Raw genomic sequence first — 25,996 nt, forward strand, 5'->3', positions numbered from 1 at the left:
CTGTCGATGGATGAACCACATATAACGATACAGAGTTACGACACACGGACCGAACAGCGCTCGTCGCCCCTGCTATCGAAAAACCTACTCGCTGGGCGCGAACACGTCGGTCTGGACGTCTGTTCGCACGCCGTGTCGCGCCTCTGCGACAGACGCCGGTGGCTCCTCGTCGTCGTAGCGGCTGGCGTAGCTCGCTCGCACGGCGTCCCGGACGCAGGCGCGCGCCGCGGCCCCCACTTCGGTCGCGCTTCCGGAGAACGCCGCCGGCTCTCCGTCCGGGTCACAGGCCGCGACGACCGCGTCCGTCGTCGTCCCCGGGAAGCCCACCGCGTCGAGGAGCGTCGCAGTCTTCGCCTCCGCAGCGACGGCGACGAGGTTCGCGAGCGCCGCGTCGTCTATCGCGCGCGTCGTCCCGACGAACACGTTCACCGTCCCGGCGACGGGTTCGGGCTCTTCTGGGAGCGACCCGCCCTCGGGGTCCATCGGGAGCGCGGCGGGGTTCGAGACGCCGACGGTCGCGACCGCCTCGACGGGGCCGCAGCGCGCGCCGCGGGCGTGGCGCTGCGCGATTCCGGTGAGCAGCACGGGGTCCTCGGCGTCCCGCGAGAACTCCGCGTCGGCGAGCCGGTCGGCGACGTACGCGTCGAGGTCCTCGGGGTCCCAGCCCTCGGGGACGGTGACGTTGAACGCCCGGTCGGCGTCCGCGAGTCCGCCGTCCCAGCCCGTCGACAGCCAGCGCGTCCGCTCGCGTTCGAGCGCGAGGACGCCGTCCCGCGTCGTCGCCTCAAACATCCAGGGCCTCCAGCAGGCGGTCGTTCTCCTCGGGCGTGCGGACCGCGACGCGTACGTGGCTGTCTAGCCCGCGGAACGTCGTCGCGTCTCGGATTGCGACGCCCCGGGACTCGGTCGCTTCGCAGAGCGCGTCCACGTCTCGGTCGCCGACGTCGAGCAGGAGGAACGGCGCGTCCGAGCCGTGGACGCCGAAGTCGTCGCCGAGTTCGCGTGACACCCGCCGGCGCTCGCTGGCGACGCGCTCGCGGGTGTCCGCGACGAACTCGCGCTGGCGCATCGCGTGCGCGCCGACGGCCGCCGCGGGCGTCCCGAGGTTCCACGCGCGACGCCCGGTCCGGAGGTCGCCGAGGCGGTCACCGGTCGCGACGAGGAAGCCCGCGCGGAGCCCGGGCAGCCCGAACAGCTTCGTGAGCGAGCGCGCGACGACGACGCCCGGCGTCCCGGCCAGCGACGCCTCGCCGGTGAACCCGAGGAACGCCTCGTCGACGAGAAGCTCCGTGTCCGCGTCCCGGCAGCGCGCGGCGAACTCGCGGAGCGCGTCGGAGTCGGACAGCGTCCCCGTGGGGTTGTTCGGGTTGCAGGCGACGGCCATCGCGTGGTCGCTCGGGTCGGCGTCGAGGAGCTCGTCGTGCGGGACGAAATCGGGGACGGCGCCCTGCAGTTCGACCTCGCGCGCGTACTCGCCGAAGCTCGGGTACGGGACGAGCACGCTGTCCCCGGGCTCGACGCGCGTCTCGATTGCGAGCCGGATGCCCGCGAGGCCGCCGGGCGTCGGGACGACGCGCTCGGACGCGCAGCCGACGTAGTCGGCTGCGGCGTCCCGGAACTCCGGGTAGTCGTCGTTCGGGTAGCGCGCGGCATCGCCGAGCGCGGCCTCGTACACTTCGCGAACGCCCGGCGGCGTCCGCGGGTTCACGTTCGCGGAGAAGTCCAGCACGTCTGGGTCGTCGCTGCCGCCGTGTGGCACGCGGCCGGCGGCGCGGACGGCGTCAGGGTCCATCATCTCCCTCCACATCGCCCGTGGATTTCGGTGCGTCGGTCCGCGGCCCGAGTAAGCGCTCGGCGAGCGCCGCGTCCGACCGGCGGTTCACGTTCACCGCGAGGCGCGCGTCGTAGCTCCGGAACACGGTGTCCTCGTCGTCCGCGACGACGTTCACGCCCGTCGGCACCCACGCGCCCACCCCGTCTGTACTCGCCCCCAGTGCTTCCTTCAGCGCGGCCGGGACGCGCACGCTCGTCGAGCCGCCAGCCGCGTCGAGCACGGTGTTCACCGCGTCGCCGTCGAGCAGCGGGAGGTCCGCGGCGACGGTCAACACGGGCGTGTCGACGGCGTCGAGCGCGGTCGTCAGGTCCGCGACGTAGCCCTCGCCCGGCGTCTCGATAACGGGGAGTTCACTGTCGAGGTGCGCGCGCGTCTCGGGCGCGTTCGGGGAGACCACGGCGTACGCGGTGTCGACGCGGCTCTCGGCGAGCGCGTCGCGGACGTAGTCGACCATCGGCCGCCCCGAGATCTCGAACAGCGGTTTCTCGGCGTCGCTGTCCAGTCGCGTCCCACGGCCGCCGCACATCAGGAGAGCGTCCACGCGACCACCCCCAGGTGGAGTCCGACCACGCGGCCGACCTCGTTGACGGCGCCGAAGACGTCGCCGTTCACGCCGTCCAGCAGGGCCTGCAGGCGCCACAGGACGACGAACCCGGCGAGGAATGCACCGACGAGCGCGCCCGCAGCAGCCGGCGTCGGCCACGAGAGCACGACGGCCGGGAGAGCGACGAGAACTGCGGGGAGCAAGTCCGACCTCCCCGCGCGCTCCGTGAACTGTGAACCCAGTCCCTCGTGCGCGGCGGTACCGAGACAGGCGACGCTCGCCATTCCGAGTTTCGCGCCGACCTCCGCGGCGACGACGACCGCGAGTGCGGCCCGAGTGGGTAGCCGAGCCACGCCGAACGCGCCGAGCGCGAGGCCCGCAACTGCGAGCGCGACGGCCGCGACGGCGCCGACGCCGACCGTGGTGTCCTTGAGCACGCGCGTGCGCTCGTCGCTGTCCCCGTGGACGACGAGCGCGTCGCCGACGTCCGCGACGCCGTCGAGGTGGTTGATTCCCGTGACGGCGAAGACGGCGGCGAGGTACGCGAGCGTGACTGTTCCGGCCGGAAAGTGGTCGGCGAAGACGAACGGAGCGGCGAGCAGCGCGCCGACGACGTAGCCCGCCAGCGGGAACGCCCACGGAGAGCCGCGGAACGCCGTCCACGCGGCCTCGCTGTGGCCGACGCGGAGCCGCGTCAGGAACCCGATCGCACCCCGGAGCGCGGTCACGACCACGCGACCACCCCCGCGGCGAGCGCGTACGAGAGCACACCAGCGGCGCCGACGACGCGCACCCCGCGCTGGCTCTCCGCGACCGTAGGGAACTCCGCGCCGAGCGGGAGGTCGTAGACGCCCGGCTTCGCGAGGCGGACGCCGAGCACCGCGGCGAGCGTCGCCATCGGCCACCCGGAGTTCGGGGACGGCGGCGCGTCGGCGTGTTCGCGGGCGCGAGCCAGCGCGCCGAAGTCCAGCCCGGCGAGCGCGACGAGCGAAGCGCTCAGGCGCGCGGGCAGCCACATCACGGCGTCGTCGAGGCGCGCGCTCGCGGTCCCGACGGGCTTCGAGCGGTAGCCGAGCATCGAGTCGAGCGTGTTCGCGCCCTTCACCCACGCCGCCGCGCCCGCCGCGACCGGCAGCGAGACGACGGCTCCGAGCGCGAACGCGAGCAGCGGCGCGACGAGGCCGTCCGCGAGGTTCTCGGCGGCGCTCTCGACCGCCGCGCTCCGCAGCTCACCCGTCGAGAGGTCGCTCGCGTCCCGGCCTGCCAAGGACTGCAAGCGCTCGCGAGCGGCGTCGAGGTCCGAGTCGGTGGCCGCGACGACCGCGCGCGCTTCGCCCAGCAGCATCCGCAGGCTGGTCGTCGCGAACAGCGCGAGCCCCGCGACGGCCGCGGCGAGCAGCGGGTCGATTCGGCCGGCGAGCGCGACCAGCGACCCGACCAGGAGGCCGGCAGCCAGCGGGAGCACGAGCGCGACGAGCACGCCGACCGCCTGCGGGTTCGCCCACTCGCGGTCGAGCGGCGCTATCGCGCGCCCGAACCACGCCACGGGGTGGATTCTCGCGGGCGGCTCCGCGAACGCGGCTTCGAGGGCGAACGCGAGCGCGACCGCGCCGACCGCCGTCAACGACACGGAATCCCCTCCAGTTTCGCCGGAATCTCGGCGAGCGGCGTCTCGTCGAGGAGAATCGCGCGCCCGCCGACGGCTTCGATACCGCCGTCCGCTGTGGGGTCGTCACCGACGTGGACGAGCGATTCGGGCGCCGCGCCGAGTGCGTCGGCGACCGCCTCGAACGCTCGCGGGTCGGGCTTCCGCCACCCGCAGCCGACGCTCGTGACGACGGTTTCGACGCTCAGGTCGGCGCGGTCGAGCGCGCGCTCGGCGAGGCCGGGGACGCTGCAGTTCGAGAGCACGGCGACCCGTCCGTGCTCGCGCGCGGCGTCGAGGGCTTCCCGCGCGCCGTCTCGCACTGCGACGGGCCGGTCGAATGCGGCGAGGATCGCATGCTGGATGAGTTCCGGGTCGGCGTCGACGCCGCGGCTCTCCAGCGCGGTCGCGACGTGGTCGGGGAGCGGCCGTTCGGCTCCGTCGGGAACGGAGCCGTGGGGATCGCGGTAGGCCGCCATCCAGTCGTCGGGCACGCGGACGTCGCGCGCCGCGAGCGCCTCCGCGACGGCCGCAGCGGGCTCGCCCGGGCGCTCCGCGGCGACCAGCGTCCCGAAGAGGTCGAACGACGTTGGCACTGTGCTTTACTTACTGCAAGCGGACTTGAATCGGTCGGTGGACGCTACGTCGGCAGGTCGAGCGCCGCGAGGTCGACGTGCTCGCTGACGAGGTCGGCGGCCGCGTCGTACGGCGACTGGCGGTCGTCGTCCAACTCGGGGCGTTCGCGGTCAGCGTGCTCGTAGACGGCGTCCACGAACGCCTCGCGGGCGGTCTCGTTCTCGAAGAGGCCGTGGAGGTACGTGCCGAGCACGCAGTCGGTCGCGGCGCTGGTCGGCCCGACCGGATTCGGCAGTTCCTCTGGAACGTCGGTGCGACCCATGTGAATCTCGTAGCCCGACACGTCGCCGGACGCACCCGCGAGAGGGCCCGCGCCGTCGAGTTCTCTGGTGACCGCCTCGACGCGCTTGGCCTCGCGGAACGCCGTCTCGACGGGCAACAGTCCGAACCCCTCGATGGCGTCGAGGTCCTCGGTGGACTCGACGCCGGCGTTCGCGACGCGCCCGCCGAGCAGCTGGTAGCCGCCGCAGAGCCCGACGACCGGACCGTCGAATTCGCGGAGCTCGTCGCCGAACCCGGCCGCCCGGAGGTCCCGGAGGTCGTCGACGGTGTTCTTCGTGCCGGGGAGCACGACCGCGTCGGCGTCGTCGAGCGGAGCATCGAGCGGGGCGTACGCGATGCGAACACCGGGGACGCGCGCGAGCGGCTCGAGGTCCGTGAAGTTCGAGATGCGCGGCAGCCGCGGGACGGCCACCGTGACGCTCCGCTCGTCGGGAACGTCGTCGTCACCGGAGACCGCGCGCTGGTCGCCGTCGGGCAGCGAGACGCTGTCCTCCTCTGGGAGTCCGGGGTCGTCGTACGGCAGCACGCCCAGAACCGGGACTCCCGTGCGGTCCTCGATTTCGGCGATGCCGGCGTCGAGGAGCGCGCGGTCCCCGCGGAACTTCGTGATGACGGCGCCGACGACGCGCTCGCGGACGTCGTCGGGGAGCAGTTCGAGCGTGCCGTAGAGGCTGGCGAACGCGCCGCCGCGCTCGATGTCCACGACGACGACGATGTCCGCGTCGGCCAGCCGCGCGGTCTCGACGTTCGCGAGGTCGCGGTCGTGGAGGTTGACCTCCGCGATGCTGCCCGCGCCCTCCGCGACGACTACGTCGTGGTCGGCGGCGAGGCGCTCGTGGGCGGCTTCCGCGGTCTCGCGGGCCGCCTCCCAGTGCCCGTCGTAGTAGTCGCCGGCTGCGTAGTGGCCGACCGCCTGCCCATCGAGGACGAGCTGGCTCTCGGCGTCCCCGCGCGGCTTCAGGAGCACGGGGTTGTGGTCCGTGTTCGCGGGGACGCGAGCGGTCCGCGCCTGCACGTACTGGGAGACGCCGATTTCGCCCCACGCCGCCCCGGGCGCGCCCTCCGAGGCGGGGACGGCGCGCGCGTTGTTGCTCATGTTCTGAGCCTTGAACGGCGCGACCGACACGCCCGAGTCGGCGAGGTGACGGCAGAGCCCGGCGGCGACGGTGCTCTTCCCGACGTGGGAGGCCGTGCCCGCGACCAGCAGCGTGCGGCAGTCGGCCATCAGTACTCGGTGCCCTTGCGGGCGCGCTGGCCCGCGTCGATGGGGTGAGTCTGCTTGCGCACCTCGGTCACGAGGTCCGCGCGCTCGGTGACGTAGTCGGGTTCCTCGTGGCCGCCCGTCAGCACGAGTTCGAGGCCCTCGGGCTTGTCCTCGACGAGCGAAACGACGTCCTCGGGGTCGACGAGCCCGCGGTTCGCGGCGTACAGTATCTCGTCCAGAATCAGCATGTGAACGCCGTCGTCGGGCGGGCCGTCCAGCGGGAGTTCGCTCTCGACGTCGCTCGCCTCGACGAGTTCGCGGGCGCGAGCGAGACCACCCTGCGCACGTGCTCGGTGCTCGTCGTCGTCGCTGCCGTCGAGGAAGCCGTGCCAGCCGTAGTGCCCGGAGTTCTCGTACGTGAACCCCGGCATCTCCGCGATTGCGTTGTACTCGCCGCGGACGTCCTCGACGCTCGCGGTGCCGCCCTTCATGAACTGGAGGAGGTGGACGCGGTGGCCGTGGCCGGCCGCCCGGAACCCCATCCCGAGCGCGGCGGTCGTCTTCCCCTTGCCGTCGCCCCACCAGACCTGCACGAGCCCGAACTCCTCGGGCGCGGTCGGCGTGATGTCGCGCGCGGTCGGCGTCCGGCCCTTCCCGGGCGTTCGCGCGTGCTGGTCCTGCTCGTCGGTCGCGTCGGTGGTGTCGTCGGTCATAGGTTCTCGATGAATCGGTCGAAGGCGCCGCTGTCGGCGTGGACGTGCGCGTACGTGCCCAGCGTCCGGTACTCGGTCAGTCCGTCGTGCTCGTCGGTGATGCCGGTCCCGCGCTCGACGTCGAACGCGAACCGCGCGTCGCTGGCGACGTCCGCGTCGGAGTAGTGGAACTCGTGGCCGCGTAGCGTCTTGCCCGCGCTCGCGGTGAGCGCGTCGCTCCGGGCGCGGAGTTTGACGTGGTCGAGCGCCTGGTAGCGCTCGCGCATCGTCACGGCAGCGGGGAGCACGCCCCCCATCTCGTACATCTCGCCGTCCGTCGTCGTCAGCGACTCCGCGAGCGCCATGAAGCCGCCGCACTCGCCGAGCACGGGCAGGCCGTCTGCGGCCCGCTCGGCGATCGAATCGAGCGCGGGCGACTCGGCGAGCGCTTCGGCGTGAAGTTCCGGGTAGCCGCCGGGCAGGTAGACGCCGTCGCAGTCGGGCAGGCCGTCGCCCGCGACCGGCGAGAACGTCACCACGTCGGCGCGCTCGCGGAGGCGCTCGCGGGTCGCCGGGTACGCGAAGCAGAACGCCGCGTCCGCGGCGACGGCGACCCGCTTCCCAGTCTCGGGCTTCTTATCCTCGGAGGCGGGTCGCGGCGGCTCGCGCGCGAGGTCGACCAGTCGCTCGGCGTCGACGTGCTCGGCAGCGGCGTCGAGCGCGTCGGCGTCGACCGGCGCTTCCCCGCCCATGTGGAGGCCGAGGTGACGGTCCGGAATCGACAGCGAATCGTCCGGCGGAATCCGTCCGAGGTACGCGACGCCGTCGGAGAGCGCGTCCCGGACGCCGTCGGCGTGGCGGCCGCCGTGCGCTCGCTGGGCGAGCACGCCGACCACGTCCACGTCGTAGCCGGCTTCGGCGGCGTACTCGCGGAACCCGAGCGCGGTCGCGCCGACGCTCTGCATCCCCGCGCTCGCGTCCACGACGAGCACCACCGGGAGGTCGAGCAGTTCGGCGACGCGCGCGGTGCTGGCGACGCTGCCGTCGTACAGCCCCATCATCCCCTCGACGACGCAGACGTCGCCGTCGCCGCGGTGGTAGTTCCGGCGCACGCCCTCGTCGCCGGAGAGCCACGGGTCGAGTGTCCGCGAGGGCTTTCCCGCGACCGCCTCGTGGTGGCTCGGGTCGATGAAGTCCGGGCCGGCCTTCGCGGGCTGGGGGTCGTAGCCCGCGGCGTCGAGCGCGCGCAGGACGGCCAGCGTCGCGACGGTCTTCCCGACGCCGGAGGCCGTGCCGCCGAGGACGACACCCTTCACGGCGCGACCTCCCGCTCGGTGACGCGGTCGTACACTTCGGCGACGGCTTCGCGGACCGAGTCCGTGCCGACGCCGCCCTCGTCGGCGAGCGCGAGCGCGCCGCCCATCCCGACGCCTTCCTTGGCTTCGCCGGCGAGGTACGCGGCCATCGCGGGGTGGTCGTCGCGGCGCTCGAAGCCGGGGTCGGTGACGGTGAGCGCGAGGTCGTTGTCGGCGGCGAGCGCGCGCACGTCCGCGGAGTCGTCGCCCGCGACGAACGACGTGGTCGCGAGTTCGAGGTCGCTGGTGACGCCGGCGTGACGGACGAGCGCCCCCGCGGTCGCGAGCTGCGTGCCGCCCGCGAGCAGGACGTCGGTGCCGGCTTCGAGCGCGCCGACCGCGACCCCGGCAACCGTGGCGAGCACGGGGTCACCCATCCGCCGGATGGCCTCGGTGGGCTGGCCGGCGAGGTCGCCGCGGTCGAGGCCGCTGGCGTCGAGGCCCTCGCGGACGACCTCGCGCTTGAGTTCGAGGGGGTTCTCGGGGAGCGACGAGGAGACCGCGCGGCGCTCACCGAGCGCGGCGAGGACGCCCATTGCGGTGGTGGTGCCGCCGGGAATCGTCTCCGCGAGCACGAGCCGCGCGGCGGGGAGGTCGGCGCCGAAGCGGCGCGCGTCCGCGAAGACGCCTCCGGCGTCCGGGACTGGTTCGGGGTCGCGCACGTTGCCGCCGGGGCCTGCGCCCACGTCGACGGTCGGGGCGCCGGTGGGTTCCGCGAGGCCGGCGTCGAGGACGACTGCCCCGAACTCGACGCGCTCCCGGACAGCGCGCGTGACGACCGCGGGTGTCGGGCATCCCGTCGGACTGACGGGGACGACGGGTGCACGGACGGGTCGGCCGTACGCGAGGATTTCGGCGTCCGCGCTGGGTGTGTGCGCCATCAGCGCGGGGTCGGCGCCGGCGGCGCTGATGCCGTCGATGGCCGCCGTCTCGGTGGCGCCGGCGGCGAGCGCGAACAGCGTGTCGGGCGTGCCGGGCATGCGTACCGAGAGAACACAAGCGGACTTTAATTCAGCGGTCGTCGCGTTCATCGCTGGCTGAGTTCGGGCGGGGCCGTCGCAAGCTATTAGGGGCTCTCGGTCGACCCAGTAATCAACTGCAGTTGGATTACAACAATCCAACTTTACACCACCATGACACGCGACGCTCTCGTCCTGCTTGGCCGGGACACGCCACACGCCCGCGAAACGCTCGCCACGCACGCCCGGCGGCTCCGCGACCGTGGCGTCGCCGACGCGGTCCACGCCTGCCACTACGAGCACGAGCCCCGGCAGGACCTCCGCGACCCGCTGGCCGCCGTGGACGCCGACCGCGCGTTCGTCGTACCGATGACCGCCGCGCACGCCCGCGAGACCACCGTCGACGTGCCCGCGGTGCTCGACCGCGTCGACGCCGCAGTCCACTACTGCGAGCCCGTCTGCCGGAGCGGCGCCGTCACCGACGCGCTCCGCGACCGTGCCGCCGAAGCCGCGGCCGGCCAGCCCGCCGCGCTCGGCCTCGTCGCGCTCGGCGCGAGCTCGCTCCCGTACCACCGGCAGGTCGCCGAGTACCACGCCGCGCGCCTCCGCGAGCGCGGCGACTACGAGGACGTCGCCACCAGCTACCTCGTCCAGAACCCAGCCGCGGAGTGCCTGCGGTACAACCTCGACGCCGACGACGCCGTCGCCGTCCCGCTGTTCGTCGCCGCGAGCGACGCCACCGACCGCGACATCCCCGAACGGCTCGAACTCGACCGCGGCGGCCTCGCGTACGCCGATCCGCTCGGCGACCACCCGCGGCTCACGGACGCCGTCGAAGCCCAAATCGCGGAGAAGCGCGTGCTCGCCGAGCGCGACGGCACCGAGACGTTCGAGGACTCGCTCACCCGGAACGTCACGGCGTTCGCGGCCGACGGCGACGGCCGCTAGTCCCGCCGCACTGCCAGCACCGACAGGTCAGAGAACGGCGTCTCGTCGCCGGCGTGCTCGGCCAGTTCGCCGAGTGTCGTGCGCGTGATCTTCTCGTCGTCGTGCGTCAACCGCTCCAGCACGAGCGCCGACAGCCCGGCGTCAACGCCCGCGTCCAGCAGGTCCGCGGCGACGTCGCCGGGCATCAGGTCGAACGGCCGCGGCAGCACCAGCAGGTGCCGGCCGCCCGCGGCCTCGCGGAGGCACGCGAGGTCGTCGTCGAGGTCGCCGCTCTTGTGCAGCGTGACGAACTCGGTGTCTTCCATCGGGGTGCGCGCGCGACTGGCCGCCACCTGCAGCGACGAAATTCCCGGAACGACCCGGACGGGCGCATCCACGGCCCGCTCGACCTTCCCGAGGAACTGGTAGCCGGAGTGGTTCGGGTCGCCCATCAGCACCGCGGTCCCCGCCTCCCCAACCGCGACGCGGTCTGCGAACGCCGCGAGCGTCTCGCCCTCGTCGCGGTAGCCGCACGTCAACAGGTCGGCGTCCGTTCGGTCCGCGACGAACTCCACGACCGTCTCGAAGCCCACCACGACGTCCGCCTCCCGTATCGCGCGCTCGCCGCGCGGCGTCAGGAACTCGGGGCTCCCGGGACCGACGCCGACCGCGTGGACGGCGCGCTCCGAGCCGCACTCGGGTTCGCGGGCTGCGAACGCCGCCGGGTCCGGGCCCGAGTCGAGGTCGTAGGCGTCGCTCACTGTTCGAGTTCGACATCACCGTCGCGGGCGTCGCTGGCGACGTGAATCAGTTCGTTCGTCAGCCCGGCGGCGAGCCCGCTGCCGCCGCGCCGCCCGACGTTCGTGATGGCGGGGACGCCGTGTTCGCTGGCGACCTCGCGGAGCCGCTTCCGGCTCTCTGCGGCTTTCACGAAGCCGACCGGCGTCGCGACGACGACGGCGGGACAGGTGCCGTCCTCGATGCAGTCCGCGAGCGCGAGCGCAGCCGTCGGCGCGTTCCCGACGACGGCTATCGCGCCGTCGTAGACGCCCTCTCTGTCGAGTTCGAGGACGGACGCCGCGGTGCGGGTCATCCCGGTCTCCGCGGCGAGTTCGGCGCCGTTCCCGATGGCCTTCCGCACCTCGCAGTCGTGGCCGCGGCCCGTGACGCCCTCCTTGACCATCGTGATGTCTGTCACGACGGGGGCTTCGTCGAGCACCGCGCGGGCCCCCGCTCTGACCGGCTCGCTGTCGTCGCTGCCGGTGAACCGAACGAGGTGCTGGAACTCGGGGTCGCCGGTCGCGTGCACGGACTTCTGGCGCACGCGGTCCGCGAGCGTCTCGTCGGGCACCAGTTCGCGCACGCGATCCATGCTCGTCTCCGCGATCTCCATGGCGTTCTCGGTGGTCGCGCCGAGGTCCGCGTACGCCTCGAAGTCGCCGTCAGTCGTCATCCGAGGACACCTCCGCGCTCGCCGCCGGAGAATCTCTCGCTCTCGCCTCCAGGTCGCCTTCGACCTGCAGGTTCAGGTCGCGCAGGCGCTCGGCCGTCTCGTCGTCGGCGTTCCAGAGGCCGCGTTCGATCGCCTCCAGCAGTGTGTCCGTAATCGAGTCTAGCGCCCACGGGTTCACGTCCCGCAGCCAGTCCTGTCTGTCCTCGTCGAACGCGTACTTCTCAGCGACCTCGCTCCAGAGGCGGTCGGAGACGACGCCCGTGGTGGCGTCCCAGCCGAGGGTGACGTCGACCGTCGAGGAGAGGTCGCCAGCGCCCTTGTAGCCGTGTTCCTCCATCGAGTCCAGCCACTCGGGGTTGAGCACGCGGGCGCGCATCGCTTTCCGCACCTTCTCCTCGTTCGTGTACACGTCGACGTTGTCCGGGTCGCTGGAGTCCCCGACGTACGACGCCGGCTCCTCGCCGCTCTCCTCGGCGACGGCCGTGATGAACCCGCCGTGAAACGCGTACCAGTCCGAGGAGTCGAACTCGTCCTGCTCGGCGGTGTCCTCGATTTTCACCGTCGCGTCGACGTTGCCGAGCCGCCGCTTGAAGGCGTCGTGCGCCTCCGAGACGCGACCCCGCGACCCCATCGCGTAGCCGCCCCACTGGACGTACACGTCCGCGAGGTCCGAGCGGTCGTCCCACTCGCCCTCGTCGACGGCCTTGTTCGTGCCCGCGCCGTAGCCGCCCGGCCGCGTCGTGAACACGCGGTGTTTCGCCGCCGTCTCGGGGTTCTCGACGCCCTCGTCTTCCAGTTCGGCGGCGTCCTCCTCGACGTGTTTCTTCACGTAGTTCTGTTCGTGGGACTCGTCGAGGTCGACCACGGCGTCGACGGCGTCGTGAATCACGCCCGCGGCCTGCGGGAACGCGTCCCGGAACAGCCCGGAGACGCGCGTCGTCACGTCGATTCGCGGCCGTCCGAGTTCCTCTAGGGGAATCGGCTCCACGTCGTCGACGCGGCCGGCGTCGGTCCACACCGGCCGGACGCCCATCAGACCGAGCACCTGCGCGATCGTCTCCCCGCGAGTGCGCACTGTGGGCGTCCCCCACGCGACGACGCCGACTTCCTCGGGGTACTCGCCCTCGTCTCGCGGGTCACTGTGTTCCCCGCTCGACTGGTCCGCGGCGCCTCGCACCGCGCTCTCCTCGTCGGAGTGGCGCTCCGCCACGCCGTCCGCGATCTCCTTCCCGACGTCCCACGCCGTCTTCGCGGGTACTTTCCGGGGGTCGAGCGTGTAGAAGTTCCGGCCCGTCGGCAGCAGGTCGACGCCGCCGCGAGTGGGCGCGCCGCTGCCGCCGGGTTCGACGTACTCGCCGTCCAGCGCATCCGCCGTCTGGGGAATCTCGCTCTCCGCGCCGAACACCCGCGGCGCGGCATCCTCGCAGATGAACCGCAGGACCTCGCGGAGGTCGTCGTGGGCGCCCGACTTCGCGCGAGCGTCCCCGATAGTGTCGACGTCCACGACGAGGAGATTCATGTTCACCTCGTCTTCCGGCCCGGCGTCGGCGTTCGACGCGGGCACGTCGAAGTCTTCCGCGGCGAGCGTCCCCACGAGGTCGACGCTCGTCTCGTACACCTCGTCGGCGGCCTCCGCGTACGTCATCCCGAGGTCCTCGCTGTACTCGCCCGGCGACTCCAGCATCGTCTCGTAGTCGACGCCGAGGACGCCGGCGACCGACTCCCGGAGCGACGGCGCGCCCGGATTCTCCAGACGGGTGAGCGAGACGAGGTACTCCACGAGGCGGTCGTCCGCGGGCGGTTCGCCCATCGTGTGGAGCCCCAGCCGAATCTGGGTGGTCTTCACGTCCGTCACGTACTCGTGGACGCGCTCGACCAGTTCCTCGACGTCCACGTCGTCGCCTGACACGTCGCCCTCCGCGAGCGTGTTGCCGGCTTCCTCGGGGCCGCGAACGTCCGCCTTCTCGTCGATTTCGCCCGCGACACCGAGTTCCACGGCGAGGTCGAGCTCGTCGACGTGCTCGCGGATGCGGTCGGCGAGGTGGTCTTCGGCGTCGGCGCCCGCGCCGGTGCCGGCTTCCCGGTAGCGGGACGCGAGCTCTTCGAGTTCCGCGAGCTCGTCGTACGTGCCGGCGTTGCTCATCACGGGCGTGAGGTAGTCCACGACCGCGGCGTACGACCGGCGCTTGGCCTGCGTGCCCTCGCCGGGGTTGTTCACGATGTACGGGTAGACGTTCGGCAAGTCGCCGAGCAGCGCGTCCGGCGCGCTCGCCGAATCGAGGCCGACGGTCTTCCCGGGCAGCCACTCCAGGCTGCCATGCGTGCCGAGGTGGACGACCGCGTCCGCGTCGAAGTCGTGCCGGAGCCACGCGTAGAACGCGTAGTAGTCGTGCGGCGGCTGGAGGTCGCTGTCGTGGTAGACCTTCTCCGGGTCCATCCCGAACCCGCGCGGCGGCTGGACGGTGACGAGCACGTTCCCGAACTCGACGCCCGGAATCGCGAACGGGCGCTCGGGCGGCTCCCCCCACTCCTCGACGACGTTCTCGCGGAAGTCCGGGTCGGCGTCCGCCCACCAGTCCGCGTACTCGTCGGTCGAGACGACGTCGACGCTCCGTTCCGCAACGTCCTCGGGCGCGACCCAGCGGTCGTCGAGGGTGAGCTGACCCGTCAGTTGTTCGACGAGCGCCTGCCCCTCGGGCGGCGTCTGGCCGCCTAAATCGTACCCGCGAGCGTCCAGTTCGTCGAGCAGGTTCACGGTGCTCTCGGGGGTGTCGAGGCCGAACGCGGTGCCGATGCCGTCGTCGCTCGGTGGGTAGTTGTGGAGGACCACCGCGACGTTCTTCTCGTCGTTGTCGAGGTGGCGCAGGCGCGCCCAATTCACCGCGAGGCTCGCGGCGTGGTCGACGCGGTCCTCGAGGGGGAAGTGCTGCTTGGGCGCGGTGCCGATGCCCGCCTCGTCCTCGGTGCGCTCCTTACCCGAAATCGGGTGCGTGATGACGTTGCCGTCGAACTCCGGGAGCGCGACCGACAGCGCGAGTTCGAAGCCCATCACGCCCGTGTCGGCCGACTCGTACCGGGACCGCGAGCGCATCGTCGTCACCGTCTGGAGCACTGGGACGCCGAGGCGGTCGAGGAACACGTCCTCCGCTGAATCTCCTTCGTCGCTCGCGGAGCGCCCGCGCTCGTCCATCGACAGCGAGAACATGAACGACGACAGCACGGCGTCGACGACCGGCTTGCCGTCGGCGGCTCCACCGCCTCCATTCCGAGGCGTCTCCGACGCCTCGCTGTCCTCCAGAAGCCACGTGTCCGTCACCCACTCGGCGTCCTGCTGTTCGTCGCTGTCCGTCGCCGGGTTGCAGAAGACTGGGAGCGCGTTCGCGCCCTGCGCTTCGAGCGCGCGCACCTGTGCGTCCACGTAGCGGGTGTTCTCGTGAGTCCAGTGGGACTCGTAGAACCACACCGCGACCGTCGGGGCGTCCGGGTCGAAGGTGGCGCGGAGCTCGTCGTAGCTCGCGCCCGGGTGGTCGGGGTGGTAGACGCCCTCCGTCGGGAGCGCGACGGGGTCGTCGTGCCGCCGATCGGCGCCGGTGTAGCGGTCGACGAGGAAGCGCACGCAGTTGGCGACGTTCGCCGTGCCGCCGCGGTCGAGGTACTCGTAGACCGTGTCGCGGTCCTCCGCGGCGACGGTCGTGTCCTCGACGGCGTAGGCGTCGCCCGTGGATTTGACGACGAGCGGGACGCCGGCGTCGGCGAGGCGCTCGGTCGCGCGCTCGTAGCCGGGCATGCTGTCCTCGGCGCCGTGCAGCCAGAACACGGCGGCGTCGGCGTCCGCGGCGGCGTCGAGGAACGCCGCGACGTCGGCGTCGCCGTCGAGGTCGCTCTCCGAGCGGACGACGAGGTCCGCGTCGACGCGCTCGGCGGCCGCCTGCACGGAGCCGAGTTCGTTCTCGGTCGCTGTGTAGAGTGCAATCTCAGGCATAAGTATGTTAAACCCTCGTTGTGGTATTACAAATATGGTTGAATTAGGAAGCGGCAAAAAGCTGTCGGCGGCGGGGCGGGCCGAAGTACCGTTCCCGGCCGTCGTCGGCCAGCGCCCCCTCAAGGACGCGCTCCTCGCGGTCGCCGCCAACGACGACCTCGACGGCCTCCTCGTGACCGGCGAGAAGGGAACGGCGAAGTCCACGACTGCGCGCGCGCTCATCGACCTGCTCCCGGACCAGCGCGCCGTCGTCGACTGCCCCTACGGCTGTCCCCCCGACGACCCGCAGCGACAGTGCGCCGACTGCCAGACCCGAGACGACCCGCCAGTCGAGACTCGCCCCGTGCCGTTCGTCACGCTCCCGCTTGGCGCGTCCCGGGATCGCGTCGTCGGATCGCTCTCCGTCCCCGACGCGCTCGACGGCGACGCGGAGTTCAACCCAGGTTTACTCGCGGCCGCCAACAGGGGGTTCCTCTACGTCGACGAGGTGAACCTGCTCGACGACCACCTCGTCGACGTCCTCCTCGACGCCGCCGCCGCCGGCGTCAACCGCGTCGAGCGCGACGGCGTCAGCGTCACCCACCCCGCCGAGTTCACCCTGATCGGGACGATGAACCCCGAGGAGGGAGACCTCCGCCCGCAGTTCCGCGACCGGTTCGCGCTCCGGGTCGCCGTCGAGGGCAGCGACGACCTCGACGACCGGACGGAAATCGTCGAGCGCGCGCTCTCCGGCTTCGACGGCGACCACGGCGCGGAGACCGAGCGCGTCCGCGAACGCCTGCTCGACGCCCGCGACCTGCTCGGGGACGTCGACCTCCCCGAGTCGCTCGTCCACGAAATCGCCGAATTCTGCCGGGACGCCGGCGTCGACGGCCACCGCGCGGACGTTGCCACGGCGCGCGCCGCGCGCACGTTCGCCGCGCTCGACGGCCGGCCGACGGTCACGGAAGCCGACGTCCGGCGCGCGGCCGAATTCGCGCTCCCACACCGCCTCCAGTCGCGGCCGTTCGAGGACGCCCCGGACCCCGAGGACGTCGTCGACGACCACTTCGATGACAGCGCGGACGACGCGGAACCCGAGGATACGGAGAGCGAGGCCGACGAACCGAGCGAGGCGCCCGAGTCGGGGGACGAACCGAGCGACGGGGGCGACGAGTCGTCGCCGGCTCCCGAGTCGGGCCGCTCCAGCGGCGAGCGAAACGGTGACGGGAGCACCGAGAACGCGGAGCAGGGAGGTGGCGATTCGGAAGGCGAAGGCGACAACTCCGAGGAGGCGACCCCGCTCGTTCCCGGCCAGCAGCGTGCCGAGCCCATCGAACCCGGCGCCGGGCGCGCGCCGGAGACGGACTCCCCGGTGGCCGACCGACCCGCTGGCACGGGCGGCGCCGCGGCGACGCCCAGCACGGACGGTCACGGTCCGCGCGTGCGAACCGAGCGCGCGTCGGCGACGGACAGCGTGGACGCCGCGGCGTCGGTGCGGGCGGCCGCGGCGCGCGGCGCTGATAGTGTCGAGCAGCGGGACCTCCGGCAGTCCGTGCGCGCTGGGTCGGCGTCTGCGCTCGTCGTGTTCGCCGTGGACGCGAGCGCGTCGATGCGCGGGCCGATGCGCGCCACGAAGGGCGTCGCACTCGACCTACTGCGGGACGCCTACGAGCGCCGCGACGAGGTCGCGGTGGTGACGTTCGCGGGCGAGGACGCCGACGTGGTGCTGCCGCCGACGGACAGCGTGACACTGGCCGCCCGCCACCTTAAGTCGCTACCGACGGGCGACCGCACGCCGCTGCCTGCGGGCCTGTGCGCCGCCGAGGACGTGTTGGCGCGCGCGAACCCGGACGCCGCGGTCGTGGTCGTCGTCACGGACGGCCGCGCGAACGCCGGCACCGATGCACCGACCGCAGACACCCGCGAGGCCGCGAGCGCGCTCGCCGACCGCGGCGCGGACGTACTCGTCGTGGACGCGGGCGACGGCGGCCGCACCAGCCTCGTCGACGACGTGGTGCGGGCGGCCGACGGCGAGCGCGTGCCGCTGGACGCGCTGACGCCCGAGCGAATCGACGGCGCGGTCCGCGCCGCCGGGGGTGAGACTCGATGATAGACGTCGGCGCCGGCGCGGGCCTCGGCGTGCTCGGAGCGGCGGCCGTGTTGGGCGTGACGCACGCGCTCGAACCCGACCACGCCGCCGGCATCTCCGCGCTCACCAGCGAGACCGACCGCTGGACGCACGCCGCGTTCGTCGGCGGGAGCTTCGCGGTCGGCCACGTCCTCGTCGTCGTCGCGTGGGTCGCCGTGCTCACGCTACTCGGCACCGCGGCGAGCACCGTCCCGGCGGTCGTCGACGAGTTCGGGACGCTGGTCGCGGGCGGGATTCTCCTCGCCGTCGCCGCGCTACTCGCGGTGACCGGGACGCGGCGGCTCCGTGGCCGGACCGCCGGCGGCGACGCGGAGACGGCGGTCGGTCGCGTGCTCGCGGCGCTCCGGACACGCCTCCACAGCCACGACCACGAGACCCGGCGCGACTACCTGCGCACGGGCGTCGTCGGGTCGCTGTTCGCGCTCTCGCCGCCGGTGAGCATGCTCGCGCTCGTCTCCGCGGTGCTGCCGACCTCCGGCCTCCCCGCGACCACGGCGAGCGTCGGCGTGTACGCCGTCGCGCTGACTCTCACGATGGTCGGCGTCGGCACCGGGCTCGGCGGCGTGTTCACCGCGGCGCGGCAGCGCGGCCAGCACGCTCACGCCGCGGTCGAGCTCTGCGCGAGCGCCGTCGTGCTCGCGTTCGCGGTGCAGCTTCTGGCCTGAAGATAAAATTAGTCTTCTGCGGGGAACGCGTCGTGCAGCGAGTGGTGGGTCTCGCCGAGGTCCGCGAGCAGCGAGCCTCCGTGGTCCGCGACCCGGGCGAGCGAGCGCTCGGCGTCCCGCACCGCGACCAGGCGGCCGCGCAGGTAGTCGTACTCGGGGTCGTCGTCGCTGGCGGCGGCGACCTCCTCCTCGAGGTCGACGAGCGCGGCGTCGAGGTGCCGCCGGAGTTCGGAGAGGGAGTCGGCGTTCGCGAGCCCCTCGATGGGGCCGTCCAGTTCGCCCGCCAGTTCCTTCTCGGCGTGCTCGCGGGCGCTCCGGTCGTCGGTGCCGAGGACGTTCATCAGGCCGAGACGCAGGGCTTCGAGTTCGTGGCAGCTCATAGCAGTTGGGAGTCGAGGTCGGAGACGATGCGCTCGCGGTCGAGGTGCGACGAGGCGATGCGCTCGGCGTCCTCGGGCTGGACGCGCTGGTACCAGACGCCGTCCGGGTAGACGGCGACGTTCGGGCCGTCGCCGCACTGGCCGAGACACGACGAGCGCGTGACGCGCACGCTGCCGTCCTCGGTGTCCCGGGCTTCCTGCCGGAGGCGTTCGAGGACCGCGGGCGCGCCGTCGGCCGCGCACGTCTGGTTCGTGCAGACCGCGACGTGGCGGTCGGGCGCGTCGTGGGCGTGGGGGTCGTCGGCGACGTCCTCGCGGTCCTCGTGGGCCTCGCGGTGGTCGAGCGCGCGCAGCATCGCCTTCGCGCCGCCGACGTCCTCCTCGTAGCCGTCGAGCTCCACCTTGTACTTGCAGGTGTCGCAGGACATCTCGACGCTGCCCGTGCGGGCTTCCTGCCAGCGGTCCGCGAGCACGTCGAGCAGCCGCGAGTCCGTGCCCAGGGGGTCGCCGCAGGCGGCGTCGACGTAGGGGTAGTCGGCGTCGAACTCGCCGGTGCCGTCGCGGATGCGGCCCGTGAGAACGCCGTCGCCGAGCATGTACGGCACGACGACGACGGCGTCCGGCCGGTGCTTCGCGACGTCGTGGAGCGTGTCGTCGAGCGTGGGCTCCGTGACGCCGACGAACGTCGCCTCCACCCGGGAGAACTCCCGGCCCTCGTAGAGGAGGCGCGCGAGCTTGTGGACGTCGGCGTTCGCGTCCGGGTCGCTGGAGCCGCGAGCGCACAGCACCACGGCCACGTCGTCGGTCTCGCGGTCGACGCCGAGGTCGGCCTCGACGCTCGCCGCGCGGTCGTCCAGCAGGTCGACAAAGGCCGGGTGGACGCCGAGGTGCGAGCCGTTGTCGAAGTCCACGCCGGGATGTTCGGCGCGCGCCCGCCGGAGCGCCGCGGGCACGTCGTTCTTGACGTGGCTGGCGGCGAACAGCGACAAGTGGACGACCGAGATGCTGGAGACCGCGGGCGCGAGCGCGTCGATGGCGTCGGCGAGCGACGGTTCCGCGAGTTCGAGGAAGCCCGCGTCGACGGGCACCCCGAGCCGGTCTTCGAGGTCCGCGGCGAGCGTCCGCACCTGCTCGTTGGACTTCTCGCGCCGGGAGCCGTGGCCGACCAGCAGGACGGCTTCGTCGTTCAGACTCCCCGCCGCGCTGTCCGTGCGGCTCACGGCTCACCCCCCGCGAGCGTGGCAGCCACGCCGTCGGCCTGTTCGAGGCTCCGGCGGAGCTTCCGCCGGCGAGACGGCGCGAACAGCCCTGACTCCTCGCTGCCCTCGTAGAGCCACGCGCCGAGCTCGGGAACCGCGTCGTCGGCGACGCCGAAGTAGTAGCCCGAGGACGCCTCGGCCGCGTCGTCGTACGGGGCGTCGACGGGCGCGTCGTCGAGCAGCGACTGCACGCTGTCGAGGAGCGCGCGGTCCTCGTGGACGAACGAGACGCCGACCGTCCCCGAGGAGGACTTGAAGCAGACCGTCCCGCAGGACTCAACGAGCCCCCGGAGCAGCTGTCTGTCGTACTCGCGGAGCGCGTCCAGCCGGTAGCCGCCCGCCTCGCCCGAGATGGGGAGGCCGAACGCGGCCGCCGCGCGGCCCGCGAGGTCGCCGAACACCTGCACGGTGTACTCGTCCTCGCGGCGCGTGACCGACGTGTCGTGGGCGTACTCGCGCTCGGTGACGCGGTGGTCGGTGCGCTCGCCGCCCGCGATTGCCGCGAGGCGGTCGGCGACCGCCTCGTCGCTCGTCTCGACGGTCACGCAGGACTCGGCGAGGTCGCCTGCGCCCGCGACGTGCCCCCAGAAGTACGCCGTCTCGGGGTGCGCGGCGAGCGCGGAGTCGGGCGCGTCGACCGCTGGCTGGTCGGCGCTCACGGCTCGCCCTCCACGGCTTCGACGGTGATGGCGTCGAACGGGCACGCCGCCGCGGCCGCTTCCGCATCCTCGGCGCGCTCGTCGTCGAACTCCCCGACGACGCTCTCGTCGGTCTGCTCGACGGTGCCGGCGTTCGCGTCGAGCGTGGCGAGTCCGTCGTCGTCCTCCACGAACCGTGGGTCCCGCGTCAGGCACGCGAACACGCCGTCGCAGGCGCCGCGGTCGATGGTGACGCGGTACATCAGTAGTCGTACTTCGTCTCGTAGCCCCGCGGCGTGACCATCCGGTCGTCGAAGACGTACGTGTCCTCGTTGCCGACGACGACGGTCGTGGTCATGTCCACGAGGTCGGTCTCGCCGTACGATTCGAGCTCGCCGAGCGTCGTGAGCTCGACTTCTTCGTCCTCGCGGCCCGCGCCGTGGACGATTCCCACCGGCGTGTCTTCGTCGCGGTGCGCGAGCAGAATCTCGCAGGCCTTCTCGAAATTCTCGCGGCGCTTCCGGCTCCACGGGTTGTAGATGGCGATGGTGAACCCCTCGCCGGCGACCGCGTGCAGCCGCGACTCGATTTCCGGCATCGGCGTCAGGTGGTCCGACAGCGACACGCTCACGGAGTCGTTCACGAGCGGCGCGCCGAGCCGCGCGCCGCAGGACTGCGCGGCGGGGACACCGGGCACGACCTCGAAGTCCAGCGCGGACGCGGTGGCGCCCTTCGACTCCACGATCTCGAGCGCGAGCCCCGCGAGCGCGTACACGTTCGGGTCGCCGCTCCCGACGATGGCGACGTCGTTGCCCGCGAGCGCGCGGTCGATTGCCTCTTCGGTGCGGGAGACCTCGCCGCACATCGGCGTGTCGTAGATGTCCTCCGCGTCGTCAGTGATGTCGTCCGGGATGAGGTCGATGTACGTCGTGTACCCGACGATGTGTTCGGCGTCCGCGAGCGCGCCCTTCGCGCGCTCGGTCATCCCCTCCGGCTGGCCGGGCCCGAGCCCGACGGCGGTGAGCTTCCCGGGGTCGGCGTCGAAGTCGTCGACGGTCGAGTCGACCTTCTCCTCGGTCGACGATGACGCGCCGCATTTCGAGGACGACGAGTCAGTACTGCTGGACGCGCCGCACTTCGGTTCGCTGGTCGTCTCTGTCGCGCTCGCTGCGCCGCACTTGGAAGTCGATTCGTCCGTCTCGGTCGTGGTGGTGTTGTCAGTGCTCATCAGAAGTCCTCCACGTCACGCCCGCCGCGCGGGGTGACGAGGTGTTCGCGGTGGTCGTTCTCCCATACCTCCGTCTCGTGGTTCCCGACGAGAATCGAGGTGCCCATGCCGCCGACCTTCTCGTCGTGGTCGGCGACCTCGCCGAGCGTCGTCACGGTGTGCGTCTCGCCCTCCGTGTTCCGGCCGGCGTCGCCGCGGCCCGCGTCGTTGATGATGGCGACGGGGACGTCGTCCGCGCGCTCCTCGCGGAGCACGTCGACGGCGCGCTCGTAGTCCCGCCAGCAGTTGTAGAGGACGACGACGAACTCGCTGATGGCGGCCGCCCGCAGCTTCTCCTCTATCTCCGCCCAGCCGCGCCACTTCTCCGAGAGCGAGATGGTGCAGAAGTCGTTGGATAGCGGCGCGCCGAGGTTCGCCGCGCCGCCGAGCGCCGCCGTCACGCCCGGGACGATTTCGATGGGAACGTCGTACGCCTCGTCCTCCTCGGCCATCAGGTAGACCAAGTCGGACTTCCCGTAGACGTTCGGGTCGCCACCGGAGACGTGCGCGACGTCCTCGCCGTCCCGCACGCGCTCGAACGCCTCCCGCGCAAGTTCGACCTGCCGGCCCATCGTCGAGCGCACAACCTCTTGGTCGGGGCGCTCGCCGGAGTCCTCGGGCGGCAGCGTGCCGTCCCGCCGCAGGAACTCCTGGTAGAGGTTCGACGCCACCACGCAGTCCGCCGTCCGCACCACGTCCTTCGCGCGCTGGGTCATCCCGCCCGGGAGGCCGGGGCCGATGCCCACGACGTACAGCGTGCCGTAGTCGCTCGTGTCGACCGACGCTGCGGTGTCGCTGTCGGTGGACGTGTCTTCGCTCGCGGTTGCACCGCTCGCGCGTTCCGAGGCCTCGCTTCGCTCGGCCTCGCCGCTCATTTTCCCACCGCCACGGTCACGGCCTCGTCGTAGCGTTCCTTCTCCGCGAGCAGGTCGTGGTCGCGGCCGCCCGCGATCGCGGACGCTTCTGCGATGCCCGGCCAACCGATGAGCTCCTTCGACCGGGAGGGGGAGGGCCCCTCGTACTCGTCGAGGGTCTCCTTCTCGAAGGAGACGACGCCCAGACCGAGCTCTTCCGCGGCGGCGAGCAGCCCCTCTTCCTCTTCCTTCCGGGTGCCCGTGGCGACGAACTCCACGTCGTCGAGGTCGTAGTCCGTGTCTTCGAGGCTGGCCTCCCACGCGTCGAGGAACTGGTCTTTCTTCGCGCCGGAGACGCTGCCGGTGCCGAGCACGACGCCGTCGTCGCCGTTGCGCTTCAGGACGGTGACGTCGTCGTCCGCGAGCACGGCCGCGGGGCCGTCGAGTCGCGCGACCGGACCGAGGTTCTCGTCGAGCACCGCGAGGTTCGTCGCGACCGTCGAGTCGCCGTTCACGACGTGCGCGTCGAGGGCCTTCGCGCGCTCCTCGACGCCCTGCTTGCCCGCCGCCTCGCTGGCGGTGGTCATCGCCGGAACGGCGCCCATCGACGCGAGGTCGTCCGCGACCTGGTTCGCGCCGTGGTGGCCGCCCGTGAGCGGAATCGCCCACGTGAGCGCCTCGTCGACCACGACGACCGCGGGGTCGTCCCACTTGTCGTCGAGCAGGCCGGCGGTCTTCCGCATCGCGATGCCGGATGCCATCAGGCCGACGAAGCAGTCGTACTCGCCCCAGTGCTCGGCGAACACGTCGCCGTGGTACTCCAGAATCTCGATGGAGTCGTACCGGTCGCCGATGCCGTCGACGATTTCTTCGGCGGTGTCCAGCTTCCGCTCGAACGCCACGATGGCGATGTCCTCGGCGACCTCGCCGTCGGAATCCGGCGTCGAACAGTGCCCTCCAGAATCCGAGTTGTCGTTGTCAGCACTCATGGTCAGTCGTCTGCCTCGCTCTCGCTGCCGCTGCGGTTCGCCCAGTCGCCGTAGAGGTACGACCGGTCGTAGTTCGCGCCGGCGCCCGCGTCACCGATGACGACCATCGCGGAGGCGCGGTAGCCCGCGTCCTCGACCTTCTCGCCGATGGTCTCGACGGTTCCCTCGACGACGTCCTCGTCCGGCCAGGACGCGTGGTAGACGACGGTCACCGGCGTGTCGTGGTCGCGGCCGTCGTCGAGGAGCCGGTCCATCACGTCCGGGATGGCGTGCGTCCCGAGGTAGATGCAGGTCGTCACGTCGCCCATCTCCACGAACTCCGAGACGTGGTCGTCCTCGGGGTCGAGGGTCTTCCCCTGCGGGCGAGTGAACGCGACGTGGTTCGCGGTGCCGTTCAGGGTGAGCTGCGTGCGAAGCGTCGCCGACGCCGCGAACGCCGACGTCACGCCGGGGACGATGTACGTCGGGACGCCCTCCTGTTCGAGCGCGTCCATCTGCTCTAACGCCGCGCCGTAGATCGCGGGGTCGCCGCTGTGTAGGCGGACGACCGCCTGGCCGTCCTCGAAGGCGTCCCGCATCAGCGGAATCAGCTCCTCGAGGTCCTTCCCTACGGAGGAGACGGTTTCGGCGTCCGCGCAGTACTCGTCGAGGAGCTCGCTGTTCACGAGCGAGCCCGCGTGCACCACGAGGTCCGCGTCCTCGACGAGTTCCTTCCCAGTCACCGTGAGCAGGCCGGGGTCTCCGGGGCCAGCGCCGATGAACGGGATGCCCTCCTGCACGTCGCCGGCGGTGTGTTCGTAGACGCGGAGGTCGCGGCCGTGCTTGCGCTGCTCGCTCGCGGCGTCGATTGCGGCCTGCGGGTCGTCAGTCACCGCCGACCACCCCGCTGGTGCCGTCCGAATCGCGCGCGTCCTCGAACGCTGTCGGGCGGTCCTTCTGCAAGTCCTCGCGCTCGGCGTACGCGAGCGTGTAGTAGTCCCGGTCGGCGATTTCCTCGGGGTCCGAGGTGACCCTGGTGTCGCCCTGCTGCATGAACAGCCGGCGGCCGTAGGTCACGTCGTAGCCGGCGTCCGCGAGGCCCTCGTGGGTCGCGGGCGCGTCCGTGACCTTGAACAGGACCATCCGGTCGGGGCCGGTTGGTGACTTCCCGCGCGCAGCCTCGCGGAGCGCGAGCCCCGCGCCCGCGTCGACTTCGACGCCGAGCGCGGTGGCGAACGCGGTAACCGCGCTGACGCCCGGGACGACCTCCACGTCCACCTCGGGGTGGAACGCGTCGAGCGTGCGGCGGAGGTGGCCGAACGTCGAGTAGACGTTCGGGTCGCCGAGCGTCGCGAACGCCACGTCGCCGCCGCGGGCTCTGGGTGCGACTTCAGCGGCGGCGTCCCGCCACGCGTCGCGGAGCTCCTCGGGGTCGCGAGTCATCGGGAAGTCGAGGTCGCCGATGCGCGACTCGGGGACGTGCTCGGTCGCGACCGACCGCGACAGCCGGCCGGGCGAGTAGACGACGTCCGCGGTTTCGAGCGCACGTTTCCCCCGGACGGTCACGAGGTCAGCCTCGCCCGGGCCGAGGCCGACGCCGTAGACGGTCATCGCTCGGCCTCCGCGGGGCTCTCGGTGGCGCTCCCGACGAGCATGTAGACGGGGTTCTCCGAGTCGAAGGAGGTGGCGCCCGCCAGTTCGTAGCCGTGGCTCACTTGGAACTGGACGACCTCGTCGAGGAGGTCGCGCTCGCGGAACGCCCGGGTGGCGTCGCCCGCGACTTCCAGCCGGGAGACGTTCATGACGACCGTCTCGACGCCCGTCTCGACGGCGTGGTCGAGGGCGGCCTCGTAGTTCCGGCTGCCGCCGAGGAACAGTGCGTCGGCGTCCGTGGGGAGGCCGTCGGGGGCTTCGGCGTGCCGGACGTCGACGTCGTCTCCGAGGTCGTTGGCGGCGAGGTTCCGCTCGGTCGTCTCGACGCGGTCGCGGTCGCGTTCGAGCGCGGTGACGCGGCCGGCGTCGCGGGCGGCCTCGACGGTGACCGCGCCCGTGCAGGAGCCGACCTCGACGAAGTGGTCGTCGGGTCCGAGCGCGAGTTTCGCGCGGAGGACCGCTCGCACCTCCGGCTTGGTCGGGCCCGCCTTCGCGTCGTGGGGAAGGCGTGTCTGTGACATCACCGAACACAACAGCAGTAGCGCCTAAAACAATTTTGGTTGAATTAGAGAAAGTGTGCTTTCGTAACTCGGCCGGAAACGGACGGTAGCGCAATCGAGGACGCGTTTCACACAAAGATACTTGAATTAGGAACCACTCGGCTGGAC

The 25,996-nt window shown here is 72.1% G+C and carries 26 protein-coding genes; 3 read left to right on the forward strand and 23 right to left on the reverse strand.

Features of this window, described 5'->3' with window-relative positions; genetic code table 11:
* Positions 1-84: 84 nt before the first annotated feature.
* The 10 genes from G9C83_RS11280 to G9C83_RS11325 are packed head-to-tail and all read right to left on the reverse strand — an operon-like array spanning position 85 to position 9,172.
* A complete protein-coding gene (locus tag G9C83_RS11280) occupies positions 85-792 on the reverse strand; it encodes an adenosylcobinamide amidohydrolase (RefSeq protein WP_167246239.1) in 708 nt (235 codons plus the stop codon).
* Complete coding sequence (cobD, locus tag G9C83_RS11285; protein WP_167246240.1) at positions 785-1,792, reverse strand: threonine-phosphate decarboxylase CobD; 1,008 nt, start codon at positions 1,790-1,792, stop codon at positions 785-787. Before cobD ends, G9C83_RS11280 begins: the two co-directional genes overlap by 8 nt.
* Entirely contained in the window at positions 1,782-2,360 is a 579-nt protein-coding gene (locus G9C83_RS11290) for an NTP transferase domain-containing protein (RefSeq protein WP_167247203.1), read from the reverse strand. The genes cobD and G9C83_RS11290 overlap by 11 nt, the downstream gene beginning before the upstream one ends.
* Positions 2,360-3,112 (reverse strand): adenosylcobinamide-GDP ribazoletransferase, encoded by a 753-nt coding sequence (gene cobS / locus G9C83_RS11295; RefSeq protein WP_167246241.1) that lies wholly within the window; start codon positions 3,110-3,112, stop codon positions 2,360-2,362. Before cobS ends, G9C83_RS11290 begins: the two co-directional genes overlap by 1 nt.
* The gene (cbiB, locus tag G9C83_RS11300) at positions 3,103-4,008 is read right to left on the reverse strand and encodes an adenosylcobinamide-phosphate synthase CbiB (protein ID WP_167246242.1); all 906 of its coding nucleotides are present in this window, start codon (positions 4,006-4,008) and stop codon (positions 3,103-3,105) included. Before cbiB ends, cobS begins: the two co-directional genes overlap by 10 nt.
* The gene (locus G9C83_RS11305; RefSeq protein ID WP_167246243.1) at positions 3,999-4,619 is read right to left on the reverse strand and encodes an HAD family hydrolase; all 621 of its coding nucleotides are present in this window, start codon (positions 4,617-4,619) and stop codon (positions 3,999-4,001) included. Before G9C83_RS11305 ends, cbiB begins: the two co-directional genes overlap by 10 nt.
* A gap of 44 nt (positions 4,620-4,663) precedes the next feature.
* A complete protein-coding gene (locus G9C83_RS11310) occupies positions 4,664-6,166 on the reverse strand; it encodes a cobyric acid synthase (protein ID WP_167246244.1) in 1,503 nt (500 codons plus the stop codon).
* On the reverse strand, positions 6,166-6,858 hold the full coding sequence (locus tag G9C83_RS11315) for a cob(I)yrinic acid a,c-diamide adenosyltransferase (RefSeq protein ID WP_167246245.1): 693 nt from the start codon (positions 6,856-6,858) through the stop codon (positions 6,166-6,168). The genes G9C83_RS11310 and G9C83_RS11315 overlap by 1 nt, the downstream gene beginning before the upstream one ends.
* Positions 6,855-8,153: a cobyrinic acid a,c-diamide synthase gene (locus G9C83_RS11320; RefSeq protein WP_167246246.1), complete on the reverse strand. Its 1,299-nt coding sequence runs from the start codon at positions 8,151-8,153 to the stop codon at positions 6,855-6,857. The genes G9C83_RS11315 and G9C83_RS11320 overlap by 4 nt, the downstream gene beginning before the upstream one ends.
* A complete protein-coding gene (locus G9C83_RS11325) occupies positions 8,150-9,172 on the reverse strand; it encodes a nicotinate-nucleotide--dimethylbenzimidazole phosphoribosyltransferase (RefSeq protein ID WP_167246247.1) in 1,023 nt (340 codons plus the stop codon). The genes G9C83_RS11320 and G9C83_RS11325 overlap by 4 nt, the downstream gene beginning before the upstream one ends.
* Positions 9,173-9,325: 153 nt before the next feature.
* Here G9C83_RS11325 and G9C83_RS11330 point away from each other — a divergent pair, with 153 nt between their 5' ends.
* Positions 9,326-10,099, forward strand: coding sequence for a sirohydrochlorin chelatase (locus G9C83_RS11330; RefSeq protein WP_167246248.1), 774 nt, complete (start codon positions 9,326-9,328; stop codon positions 10,097-10,099).
* On the opposite strand, the gene G9C83_RS11335 is transcribed toward G9C83_RS11330, so the two are convergent.
* From G9C83_RS11335 to cobN, 3 genes are read right to left on the reverse strand one after another with little or no spacing between them, the layout of a single operon-like run.
* A complete protein-coding gene (locus tag G9C83_RS11335; protein WP_167246249.1) occupies positions 10,096-10,839 on the reverse strand; it encodes a cobalt-precorrin-7 (C(5))-methyltransferase in 744 nt (247 codons plus the stop codon). The genes G9C83_RS11330 and G9C83_RS11335 overlap by 4 nt on opposite strands.
* Entirely contained in the window at positions 10,836-11,531 is a 696-nt protein-coding gene (locus G9C83_RS11340) for a precorrin-8X methylmutase (RefSeq protein ID WP_167246250.1), read from the reverse strand. Before G9C83_RS11340 ends, G9C83_RS11335 begins: the two co-directional genes overlap by 4 nt.
* Positions 11,521-15,513 (reverse strand): cobaltochelatase subunit CobN, encoded by a 3,993-nt coding sequence (cobN, locus tag G9C83_RS11345; RefSeq protein WP_167246251.1) that lies wholly within the window; start codon positions 15,511-15,513, stop codon positions 11,521-11,523. The genes G9C83_RS11340 and cobN overlap by 11 nt, the downstream gene beginning before the upstream one ends.
* Positions 15,514-15,547: 34 nt before the next feature.
* Between cobN and G9C83_RS11350 the strand changes: the two genes are divergently transcribed.
* Together G9C83_RS11350 and G9C83_RS11355 are read left to right on the forward strand one after the other, a co-directional pair.
* On the forward strand, positions 15,548-17,605 hold the full coding sequence (locus tag G9C83_RS11350) for a VWA domain-containing protein (protein WP_167246252.1): 2,058 nt from the start codon (positions 15,548-15,550) through the stop codon (positions 17,603-17,605).
* The gene (locus G9C83_RS11355) at positions 17,602-18,309 is read left to right on the forward strand and encodes a hypothetical protein (RefSeq protein WP_167246253.1); all 708 of its coding nucleotides are present in this window, start codon (positions 17,602-17,604) and stop codon (positions 18,307-18,309) included. The genes G9C83_RS11350 and G9C83_RS11355 overlap by 4 nt, the downstream gene beginning before the upstream one ends.
* A gap of 8 nt (positions 18,310-18,317) precedes the next feature.
* On the opposite strand, the gene G9C83_RS11360 is transcribed toward G9C83_RS11355, so the two are convergent.
* Genes G9C83_RS11360 through cbiT form a run of 10 tightly spaced genes read right to left on the reverse strand, consistent with a single transcriptional unit; the run spans position 18,318 to position 25,849 of the window.
* Positions 18,318-18,689, reverse strand: coding sequence for a DUF3209 family protein (locus G9C83_RS11360; RefSeq protein ID WP_167246254.1), 372 nt, complete (start codon positions 18,687-18,689; stop codon positions 18,318-18,320).
* Positions 18,686-19,909, reverse strand: a complete 1,224-nt coding sequence (locus tag G9C83_RS11365) for a CbiX/SirB N-terminal domain-containing protein (RefSeq protein WP_167246255.1) — start codon at positions 19,907-19,909, stop codon at positions 18,686-18,688. The genes G9C83_RS11360 and G9C83_RS11365 overlap by 4 nt, the downstream gene beginning before the upstream one ends.
* Positions 19,906-20,607 carry a cobalamin biosynthesis protein gene (locus tag G9C83_RS11370; protein ID WP_167246256.1) on the reverse strand — a complete coding sequence of 234 codons (702 nt, stop codon included), beginning with the start codon at positions 20,605-20,607 and terminating at the stop codon, positions 19,906-19,908. Before G9C83_RS11370 ends, G9C83_RS11365 begins: the two co-directional genes overlap by 4 nt.
* Positions 20,604-20,849 (reverse strand): ferredoxin, encoded by a 246-nt coding sequence (locus G9C83_RS11375; protein ID WP_167246257.1) that lies wholly within the window; start codon positions 20,847-20,849, stop codon positions 20,604-20,606. The genes G9C83_RS11370 and G9C83_RS11375 overlap by 4 nt, the downstream gene beginning before the upstream one ends.
* The gene (gene cobJ / locus G9C83_RS11380; RefSeq protein ID WP_167246258.1) at positions 20,849-21,814 is read right to left on the reverse strand and encodes a precorrin-3B C(17)-methyltransferase; all 966 of its coding nucleotides are present in this window, start codon (positions 21,812-21,814) and stop codon (positions 20,849-20,851) included. The genes G9C83_RS11375 and cobJ overlap by 1 nt, the downstream gene beginning before the upstream one ends.
* A complete protein-coding gene (locus G9C83_RS11385; protein WP_167246259.1) occupies positions 21,814-22,728 on the reverse strand; it encodes an SAM-dependent methyltransferase in 915 nt (304 codons plus the stop codon). Before G9C83_RS11385 ends, cobJ begins: the two co-directional genes overlap by 1 nt.
* On the reverse strand, positions 22,725-23,696 hold the full coding sequence (cbiG, locus tag G9C83_RS11390) for a cobalt-precorrin 5A hydrolase (RefSeq protein WP_167246260.1): 972 nt from the start codon (positions 23,694-23,696) through the stop codon (positions 22,725-22,727). Before cbiG ends, G9C83_RS11385 begins: the two co-directional genes overlap by 4 nt.
* Positions 23,697-23,698: 2 nt before the next feature.
* On the reverse strand, positions 23,699-24,568 hold the full coding sequence (locus tag G9C83_RS11395) for a cobalt-precorrin-4/precorrin-4 C(11)-methyltransferase (RefSeq protein ID WP_167246261.1): 870 nt from the start codon (positions 24,566-24,568) through the stop codon (positions 23,699-23,701).
* Positions 24,561-25,286 carry a cobalt-factor II C(20)-methyltransferase gene (locus tag G9C83_RS11400; protein WP_167246262.1) on the reverse strand — a complete coding sequence of 242 codons (726 nt, stop codon included), beginning with the start codon at positions 25,284-25,286 and terminating at the stop codon, positions 24,561-24,563. Before G9C83_RS11400 ends, G9C83_RS11395 begins: the two co-directional genes overlap by 8 nt.
* Positions 25,283-25,849 carry a precorrin-6Y C5,15-methyltransferase (decarboxylating) subunit CbiT gene (cbiT, locus tag G9C83_RS11405; protein ID WP_167246263.1) on the reverse strand — a complete coding sequence of 189 codons (567 nt, stop codon included), beginning with the start codon at positions 25,847-25,849 and terminating at the stop codon, positions 25,283-25,285. The genes G9C83_RS11400 and cbiT overlap by 4 nt, the downstream gene beginning before the upstream one ends.
* Between the last annotated feature and the right edge of the window lie 147 nt (positions 25,850-25,996).

Source organism: Halobacterium sp. R2-5 (assembly GCF_011734195.1).
Lineage (GTDB): Archaea > Halobacteriota > Halobacteria > Halobacteriales > Halobacteriaceae > Halobacterium.

Coding starts and splice junctions, on each gene's coding strand:
- cobD (WP_167246240.1), bottom strand. CDS start 1,792: ATGGACCCTGACGCCGTCCGCGCCGCCGGCCGCGTGCCACACGGCGGC.
- G9C83_RS11315 (WP_167246245.1), bottom strand. CDS start 6,858: ATGACCGACGACACCACCGACGCGACCGACGAGCAGGACCAGCACGCG.
- G9C83_RS11280 (WP_167246239.1), bottom strand. CDS start 792: ATGTTTGAGGCGACGACGCGGGACGGCGTCCTCGCGCTCGAACGCGAG.
- G9C83_RS11400 (WP_167246262.1), bottom strand. CDS start 25,286: ATGACCGTCTACGGCGTCGGCCTCGGCCCGGGCGAGGCTGACCTCGTG.
- G9C83_RS11340 (WP_167246250.1), bottom strand. CDS start 11,531: ATGACGACTGACGGCGACTTCGAGGCGTACGCGGACCTCGGCGCGACC.
- G9C83_RS11310 (WP_167246244.1), bottom strand. CDS start 6,166: ATGGCCGACTGCCGCACGCTGCTGGTCGCGGGCACGGCCTCCCACGTC.
- G9C83_RS11290 (WP_167247203.1), bottom strand. CDS start 2,360: ATGTGCGGCGGCCGTGGGACGCGACTGGACAGCGACGCCGAGAAACCG.
- G9C83_RS11360 (WP_167246254.1), bottom strand. CDS start 18,689: ATGAGCTGCCACGAACTCGAAGCCCTGCGTCTCGGCCTGATGAACGTC.
- G9C83_RS11375 (WP_167246257.1), bottom strand. CDS start 20,849: ATGTACCGCGTCACCATCGACCGCGGCGCCTGCGACGGCGTGTTCGCG.
- cobJ (WP_167246258.1), bottom strand. CDS start 21,814: ATGAGCACTGACAACACCACCACGACCGAGACGGACGAATCGACTTCC.
- cbiG (WP_167246260.1), bottom strand. CDS start 23,696: ATGAGTGCTGACAACGACAACTCGGATTCTGGAGGGCACTGTTCGACG.
- G9C83_RS11385 (WP_167246259.1), bottom strand. CDS start 22,728: ATGAGCGGCGAGGCCGAGCGAAGCGAGGCCTCGGAACGCGCGAGCGGT.
- G9C83_RS11330 (WP_167246248.1), top strand. CDS start 9,326: ATGACACGCGACGCTCTCGTCCTGCTTGGCCGGGACACGCCACACGCC.
- cobN (WP_167246251.1), bottom strand. CDS start 15,513: ATGCCTGAGATTGCACTCTACACAGCGACCGAGAACGAACTCGGCTCC.
- cbiT (WP_167246263.1), bottom strand. CDS start 25,849: ATGTCACAGACACGCCTTCCCCACGACGCGAAGGCGGGCCCGACCAAG.
- G9C83_RS11325 (WP_167246247.1), bottom strand. CDS start 9,172: ATGCCCGGCACGCCCGACACGCTGTTCGCGCTCGCCGCCGGCGCCACC.
- G9C83_RS11355 (WP_167246253.1), top strand. CDS start 17,602: ATGATAGACGTCGGCGCCGGCGCGGGCCTCGGCGTGCTCGGAGCGGCG.
- G9C83_RS11350 (WP_167246252.1), top strand. CDS start 15,548: ATGGTTGAATTAGGAAGCGGCAAAAAGCTGTCGGCGGCGGGGCGGGCC.